Source organism: Nocardia carnea (genome assembly GCF_029869215.1).
Taxonomy (GTDB): domain Bacteria; phylum Actinomycetota; class Actinomycetes; order Mycobacteriales; family Mycobacteriaceae; genus Nocardia; species Nocardia carnea_B.
In genome coordinates this window covers 23,695-31,575 of sequence record NZ_JARWPM010000104.1, presented here as the reverse complement: position 1 = coordinate 31,575, position 7,881 = coordinate 23,695, and the positions used below count along the sequence as shown (strand labels likewise).

General features: G+C 69.4%; 5 protein-coding genes. 1 reads left to right on the top strand and 4 read right to left on the bottom strand.

What is annotated here, in order from left to right:
- Nucleotides 1–294: 294 nt before the first annotated feature.
- From QH276_RS06055 to QH276_RS06045, 3 genes are all read right to left on the bottom strand, one after another.
- Nucleotides 295–918, bottom strand: a complete 624-nt coding sequence (locus QH276_RS06055) for a hypothetical protein (RefSeq protein WP_280406659.1) — start codon at nucleotides 916–918, stop codon at nucleotides 295–297.
- Between the two features lie 241 nt (nucleotides 919–1,159).
- Nucleotides 1,160–2,308, bottom strand: a complete 1,149-nt coding sequence (locus QH276_RS06050) for an RNA-guided endonuclease InsQ/TnpB family protein (RefSeq protein ID WP_280402678.1) — start codon at nucleotides 2,306–2,308, stop codon at nucleotides 1,160–1,162.
- 133 nt (nucleotides 2,309–2,441) lie between these two features.
- Complete coding sequence (locus QH276_RS06045; protein ID WP_280402677.1) at nucleotides 2,442–4,076, bottom strand: SpoIID/LytB domain-containing protein; 1,635 nt, start codon at nucleotides 4,074–4,076, stop codon at nucleotides 2,442–2,444.
- Nucleotides 4,077–4,409: 333 nt separating this feature from the next.
- Between QH276_RS06045 and QH276_RS06040 the strand changes: the two genes are divergently transcribed.
- A complete protein-coding gene (locus tag QH276_RS06040; RefSeq protein WP_348536679.1) occupies nucleotides 4,410–6,776 on the top strand; it encodes an N-acetylmuramoyl-L-alanine amidase in 2,367 nt (788 codons plus the stop codon).
- 107 nt (nucleotides 6,777–6,883) lie between these two features.
- Here the strand turns inward: QH276_RS06040 and QH276_RS06035 are convergent, their stop codons facing one another.
- Entirely contained in the window at nucleotides 6,884–7,741 is an 858-nt protein-coding gene (locus tag QH276_RS06035) for an HAD family hydrolase (RefSeq protein ID WP_280402676.1), read from the bottom strand.
- Nucleotides 7,742–7,881 lie beyond the last annotated feature (140 nt).

The window sequence follows — 7,881 nt, the reverse complement described above, 5'->3', positions numbered from 1 at the left end:
GTCGTCCTCGTCGTCGGCGCCGCCGAGGCTGTTGAGTCGCGCGATATCGTCGCCGGTCAGCGCCGCGACGGCGCGTTCGAAATCGGTGAGGCCGGCACCGGCATCGCCGGACAGACCTTCGGCAGCCGGCCCCGGCCGTGGGGGGGGGGGGGGGGGGGGGGGGGGGGGGGCGGCGGGGGGGGGGGCGGGGGGGGGGGGGGCCGCGGGGGGGGGGGGGGCTTAAATAACGGTGCGGGGGGGGGGGGGGCGCCCGCCCCCCGGGCGAAGGGGGCGTTCGTGGCGAAACGCCGAGGCTCAGTAGCCGTACGGGGCGGGGCCGTAACCGCCGGCCATCGCAGGCCTGCGACCTGCATCGATCCACTGCTTGGTGGAGCCGAGCGCCGCCAGGATCAGGGTCAGCACGGCGAAGGCGCCACCGACGATCGCGGTGAGCCCGAAGCCGAAGATCGAGACGATCACGAAGCCGACGCAGGCGACGATCACGGTGATCCGCCCCGCGCTGCTGCGCCGCAGCAGCGCGATACCGCCGATCAGCAGAGCCAGCGCGATAACGAGGTAGGCGATACCCCAGACGACGCCGACGCCCTCGAAGTCCACATCCAGATCCACGTCGGGACCGCTGCTGCTACTGCTCGAGGAACTGCTGCGCCGGCGGGCGCCGGTGGCGAGCACGGCCCCGTTCGTCAGCGAGCTCTCGGAGGTGGCGGCGGCCAGGATGAACATGGAGATCGCCATACCGATACTGGAGAGCGCACCCAGCAACGCGAGGATCCCCGCGGTGATTCCCGTTCCCCCGCTCGGTGCCGGCTGCTGGAACCCGTACGGACCGGGGGCGGCGGCGTAGGCGGGTGCCGGGTAGCCGGGACCCGGGGCCGGGTATCCCGGCTGGTGCGGCGGCTGACCGTACGGATAACTCATGGGACCTCCCCCTCGTCGAAATTTCCCGGAACTCTACCGTGCCACAGCACAGTTCGCCGCCGGGACAATCCCCGCATTGTGAAAAGCGGCCGTCCGCATTGGCCGAGGCCGAGCACTCGGCGACCTCGCAATTTTGCGTGCAGTTGACGCAACTTGACGTCCTCCCGGCTATGAACGCTGGGTTCCTCCAGAACCCCGCGGTTCTCCGGTTGGTTCCTGTTTCACCGGAACGTGCCTTCCGCTAAGCGGCCGGACTTACCGTTCCTCCGCAGGCGTTTAGCCTCTCCGCCCGTCCGGCGGCGAGGATGTTACTGGCGGCGTTGCGGTCTCGGTCGTGGACCGTACCGCACCCCTGACAAGTCCAAGAACGGATCGACAACGGTTTCGGGCCATCGATCGCCCCGCAGGCCGAACACAACTGGCTCGACGGGAAGAACCGGTCCACCTTGGCGAAGGTGCGACCGTACCGCCCCGCTTTTTGCTCCAACATGCGGGTGAACATTCCCCACCCGGCATCATGCACAGATTTCGCCAGCCGGGTGCGCGCGAGACCCTTCACACACAAGTCCTCGACGAACACCGCTTGGTTTTCGCGAATGATCGCCGTGGAGTTCTTGTGCGCCCAATCTCGGCGCATGTCGGCCACCCTGGCGTGAGTCTTGGCGACCCGTATCCGGGCCTTGGCGCGATTCTTGGAACCTACGTCTTTGCGAGACAAAGCTTTCTGCGCCCTGCGGAGTTTCCGCTCCGCCTGCCGCAGAAACCGTGGCGAAGCGATAGTTTTACCGTCCGACAGCACCGCGAAAGTCGATAACCCAAGATCGATACCGACCTCGGCCGAGGTCTCGGGCAACGGCTTCGCACAAACTCGCACCACAAACGACGCGAAATACCTGCCCACCGCGTCCTTGACAATCGTGACCGACGACGGAGCCGACGGCAGATCCCGCGACCACGCCACCTTCACCTCCCCGACCTTGGCAACATACAGCCGACCGTTGTCTCGGAGCGAGAACCCGTTGCGGGTGAGCCGGATCGTCTGCCGCTTGTCTTTGCGGGACCGAAAGCGAGGCTTTCCCAGCTTCGCGCCCTGCCGTTTTCCCGACATGGAGTCGAACCAGTTCCGGTACGCCATGCGTGCATCCTGACAGGCCTGCACCAGAACCACCGATGACACCTCAGCCAACCACGCCCGCTCGACGGTCCGCTTGGCCTCGGTCACGACCAAGCGCTGAATGCTGGTGTCAGCGAGAACCTTCCCTGCTATATGTGCTTCCTCCCGGACCCGGAGGTTGTCGTTGTACACCACCCGCGCGCACCCGAACGCCCGAGCCAACGCGATCTGTTGGTCCAGCGTCGGATGGATACGGAAGTTGTACCGTAGCTGCACACGCGCACGGTAGCGCCAACCACCGACAGAAACCGCTCGTGTCCGAACCAGTCCTCCATCGCCTTGTCAGCCCGACCTCGACGAGCCGGGCTGACAAGGATTTCGGTCGAGACCGAGCCGTCGAGACGGTGGCTCATCCGTCGGAGAGGTCGGTCACCTCCAGATCCATCGGGATCGTCGGCGCGCCGGGTACGGCTGCCGGAAGGTCGCCCGGCAGCCATGCGCCCGGGCTGGAATCCGGCGCGTCCCCGGCTCCCGCCCGACCGGCCGGAACGCGGCCCGGTGCGGTACCGGTCGCACCGGAATCACCCGCGCCGTCCGTTCCGGGCTCGCTCCCCGGCGCACCCGCGCCGTCCGGTCCGGCTGTTCCGGGCTCGCTGCGGTTCTCGCCCGAGTTACCCGATCCGGCCGCACCGGGTTCGCCGGCACCGTCGTCGGCACTGCCCACCGCCGGATCCTCGAGGTCCGGCACCAGCTGCATCAACGTCGTGAAATCCACCACCTGCGCGCCCAGGGTGGGCGTGTAGATGATGACGCCGTTCTCGAACAACCGGTAGCTGCCCGCATCGTCGGGCAGGGGCATCTCCGGTGTGACGGGCAGGCCGACCGCACTGCGCGCGCCGCCCATTTCCGCGTAGGCGGTATCGATCGGCGACGGGGTCTCCCCCGGTCGTACCCCGGGCAGCGCCGGATTCCTGCCGTCCGGCGACAGTGGCAGGCTGCCCTCCGGAGTCCGCGGCACCGGGGCACCCGTCCCGGGCGCGGATTTGTTGCCTTCCGGCGAGACCGGGGGCCGGGCTTCCGCGGGCAGCCCGGGCGAGGAACCGTCCGGCAGCGCGGCCTGGGTTTCGGGATGCGCGGGCGGCGCCGGGTGCGGCGTCACGACCGTGAGTTCCGCGGGTGTCGGACCCACCTCGAAAGTCTGGATATCGGCGGGCGAGCCGCCGTCGGGTGCGGCCGAATACTCGGCCCGCAGAATCCGCCCGTCACGCAGCAGCACCCGGCCCGCGGTGGCCGCCACGGCCGCGGTGGTCCGCGAATCCTCCTGCGCGGTACCGCTGTAGACCTGGCAGTCGGTGGTATCGCAGGTCTGCGCGTACGGCCAGCGGGTTTCGGCCAGGGCGTAGGAGCGGGCGGCGATGGCCTGCGCCTCGAGGGCCGCGGGAGCCCAATCGGCCGGCATCTCCGCCGGAACGACACCGAGCAGGTAGTCCTGTACGTCCACCCGGTTGACCGTGCGGGGTTCGCCGTTCTCGGTCGCCACGCCGAGCGAGCCACGGTAGGCGCCGCCGTCGCAGAGGGTGAGGTGCTCGTTCGCCGGGCGGCCGGGATTCGGGTCGATCGGGTAGACCCAGGGGTCGCCGACGGAGGTCTCCCAGAGCACCGCACCCGCGCAACCGTCGGTCACCACCACGCGAGCGCCGCCGTCGGGCAGCGGGATCAGCCGGGCCGCCTCGCCCGCGTTGAGCACGCGACCCGCGACGCGCGCACCCGCGTCCGCATAGACCACCGGTTCGGCGCCGTCGTAGCCCTGCAGCCGCACCGAGACCGATGCCGGGCCGATGGTCCCGATCTCCGCGCCCGGGTAGTAGTGGGAGAGGATCTGCTCCGGATTCTGACCGCTGCGCGCGTTCTGCAGCGCGCCGTGCTGACTCAGCCCCCGGCCGTGCCCCGGCCCGGCCTCGGCAATCATCCGGTATACCTCGCCTGTGAAGGGCGTCAGCAGCGCTCCACCGACCAGCAGTGCCGTGGCCCCGCAGGCGAACATCGGACCCGGTCGAATCCGCCGATCCCGCATCGATTCCGGCATTCTGCGCACTACCAGCGGATTCGAAAGTCGCAGTGGACCTTTCGGCCGAGTTATGTTCTTTCGGTATGGCATCCGTGCACTCCCATCGTTTTGCCCGGACGTTTGCCTCGACACGACGTCGGCATGTCGTTTCGACCGGCCACGATCCGGGAGCTACATTCGAGCGACCAGGTAAGCCTCAACCTCAGGTTTAGATCTGTGACGAATGTTGCTAGTGTGGTCCGTGAGACTCGAGTACGCAAGCATGACTTGCTCACCGATCACTGGTTGCAACCCTGATTGGAGACGCTCGTGCCCTACCGCAAACCGAAGCGTTCCTATGTCCTGCCGGTTGTCGCGCTAGTTGCGGTCGCGGGCCCGATCCTGGTCCCCACGGTCACCGAATCCGGGAAACCGGCCGACCAGGTGGAACTCACCGCCGTACCGCCGCTGCTCACCCAACTGGCCCTGAAGAACGCACCCGATATCGTCCTGCCGCTGGGCGAACTCACCGGCCTCGACCTGCCCGACCTGCACCTCTCCGATCTGCAGGCGCTGGACCTGCCGGGGCTCACCCCGTCCCCCACCAGCCCCGGGCCGGGCGCCGGGATGCCCGGCCGGCGGCCCGGGCTCGGCTTCGTCACCGGCGGTCCGGGCGGCACACCGGCCGCCGACACGCCCGCGCTCACCCCCGGTGTCATCCCCCCCGAATTCATGAACGCCGTCGGCGCCCAGGTCAAGGAACTGACCCGGGAGGAACCGTTCAGCATGATCGCGCTCACCGCGCCCGATCTGGCGAACACCACCGTGATGGTGCGCGCCAAACAACCCGACGGCGCCTGGGGGCAGTGGTACGAGGCCGGCCCGATCGACGGCGCCGACGGCGTGGCCGCGGGCGCTCCCGCCGGAACCGACCCGATCTACGTCGGCAACACCACCGCCGTGCAGGTACTGGTCACCCGTAAACCCCGGCAGAACCCGGGCGGCGGGCTGGAGCCCACTCCGGCGGCGGCCGGTGAACAGGCTCCACCCGACCTCACCGCCGTCCTGATCGACCCCGGCCGCGGCGCCGTCGACGACCAGCTCCAGGACATCGCCGCGGCCCTGCCCGGCGGCGGCCCCCGCGTGATCACCCGTAACCAATGGGGCGCCGACGAATCGATCCGCTGCCAGGAACCCACCTACGACGACGGCCTCGGCGGTATCACCGTGCACCACACCGCCGGCCGCAACGACTACAGCAAGGGCGAATCGGCCGGGATCGTGCGCGCCATCTACGCCTACCATTCACAAACCCTGGGCTGGTGCGATATCGGCTACAACGCACTGGTCGACAAGTACGGGCAGATCTTCGAGGGCCGCTACGGCGGCCTCAACGAACCGGTGCAGGGCGCGCACGCCGGTGGTTTCAACGAGAACACCTCGGGGGTCGCGATCATGGGCGACTACCAGGCCGAACAACCCACCGACGCTGCCATCGACGCGACCGGGAAATTCGTCGGCTGGCGCGCGCGCATCGCCGGACTCGACCCGTTGGGCGAGACCACCATGTACTCGGAGGGCACCGAGTTCACCCCGTACGCCCAGGGCGAGGAGGTGCACCTGCCGGTGGTGTTCGCGCACCGCGACGTAGGCAACACCAGTTGCCCGGGCGATGCGGCCTACGCCCAGATGGACCGCATCCGCACGATCGCCGCGGGCGCGGCCGGGCAGACCCAGTCGCAGGCCCAGGCACCCCGCAGCCAAGCCTCCCGATCCGATCTGGCCGCCCTCGCCGACCTCACCGCGAAACTGCTGACCATGGTCGACGACAACCTCATCGCCCGGTACTGGGCGTCCAAGGGCGGCCCCGACGGGCCGCTCGGGCAGGCGGCCTCCGAACCGCTGCCCGCCGCACAGGGCCAGCAGTACGCGAAGTTCGTCAACGGCTACGTCTACACCACCCCCGACGGGCAGGCCCACGAGGTGGTGGGCAAGATCCTGGACCGCTTCCTGGAACTCGGCGCCGATGCGGGCGCCCTGGGACTGCCGCTGACCAGCCCGTACCCGGTGCCGGAGGGTCTGCGCGCCGATTTCCAGAACGGCTCGCTGATCCTGAACACGGCCACCGATATCGTCACCACGCTCTGGAAGACCTACAACGAACTGAACCAGCAGCAGGTCCAGGGAGCACCCGGCACACCACCGCACCCGCAGGCGGCCCCGGGCGTTCCCGCGGCGCCCGGAACAGTTCCGCCCGCACCGGCTCTCGCCGCACCCGCCCCCGGCCACCAGCAGGCACCGGCCATCGCGGCACCCGCGCCGGACACCCACCCGACGCCCGCGAATGCGGCGCCGGAACTCCAGCAGGCACCGGCGGCCTCTGCCCCCGGGCCGGGACACCAGCAGTCATCCGACAACCCCGTACCGGCCCCAAGCCCACAGCCGGCACCGGCGGTCACGTCACCGGAGCCTCGGCAGGCACCCGCCGACCCTGTAACGGGAGTACCGTCACCGCCCGCCGCCGCACCGATCCACGAATCACCGGCTCACCCGGCGAGCGACAGCGCCGCACACGCGGCACCGGCTCTCGGCACCCCGGCGGAGCAACCGCGGACACCGGCGAACACCACTGCGCCGCAGACACCACCGGCATACGCACCCGGCGACGAACCTGCGCCGCCAGTACCGGCTGCCTGACCGCCCGACAGACGACAGCGCCGACTGTGCCTACGGTCGGCGCTGTCCACAGGGCTGTCGGAACCGTGCGCTGCCCGCACATCCTCGGAACTGCCCGGACGTGCTGCTCAGAAACTCTCGCGTTCCCGAGGCCACCAGCGTTCCAAGACCCGCGCGACCCCGTCCTCATCGTTGGACCCCGTGATCTCGTCCGCGGCCGCGAGCGCGTCCGGGTGCGCATGCCCCATCGCCACCCCCAGCCCGACCATCCGCAGCATCGGGACGTCGTTGGGCATATCGCCGAACGCGATCATATCGGCGGGCTCGATCCCGAATCGCTCACCGATGATTTGTAATCCATGGGCCTTCGTAACCCCCGGGGCGGAGATCTCCACCAGCCCGTGGTCGGTCGAGAAGGTGATATCCGCTCGTTCACCGATAGGGCCGGCCAGCTTGCCCGCCATCTCACCGCTGCTCATACCGGGCAGCCGGATCAGCATCTTGATCGCCGGGGAGTCGATCACCTCCTCCCGGGCGACCGCGGTGTCGTCCGGGTTCAGCCATGCGTGCACGTACTGCGGCGAACTCACGAACTGCGGGGTCGCCGCATCGTGCGCGCTGCTCCCGACACGTTCGGCCGCGAGCCCGCACCCGGGTAGGACCTCTTCCGCGAGATCGGCGAGCCAGGCCAGCGTCGGTACATCCAGGACCGTGGTGCTCAGCACCCGGTCGGTCTCGGCGTCGTAGAGCACCGCCCCGTTCCCGCAGACACACAGCGGCGCGAACCCGAGCCCCGCCACCACCGGCGCGATCCAGCGCGGCGGCCGCCCGGTGGCCAGCACGAACTGCACTCCGTCGGCCACCAGCGCCCCGACGACGTCCCTGGTCCGCGCGGTGACCCGCTCGTACGGGTCGATCAGGGTGCCGTCCACGTCGGAGGCCACAAGTTTGGGTTTGGGCAGCTGCGTTGCGGTCACCCGTTCCATTCTGCTGTGTCGCCCCGCGAAGGGACCGGCGCCTCCCACGCTGCCGAGTCGCGGATGTGAACACGCAGCGTGCCATCCGGCGCGCAGTGTGCGGCAACGCTCCCTATGATCAGGGGCTACACCTGATATCGAGGGGAACG

Bases quoted from the DNA above. Each gene is read 5' to 3' on its own strand.
- QH276_RS06055 (WP_280406659.1), bottom strand. From the start codon at position 918: ATGAGTTATCCGTACGGTCAGCCGCCGCACCAGCCGGGATACCCGGCC.
- QH276_RS06045 (WP_280402677.1), bottom strand. From the start codon at position 4,076: ATGTTCGCCTGCGGGGCCACGGCACTGCTGGTCGGTGGAGCGCTGCTG.
- QH276_RS06035 (WP_280402676.1), bottom strand. From the start codon at position 7,741: ATGGAACGGGTGACCGCAACGCAGCTGCCCAAACCCAAACTTGTGGCC.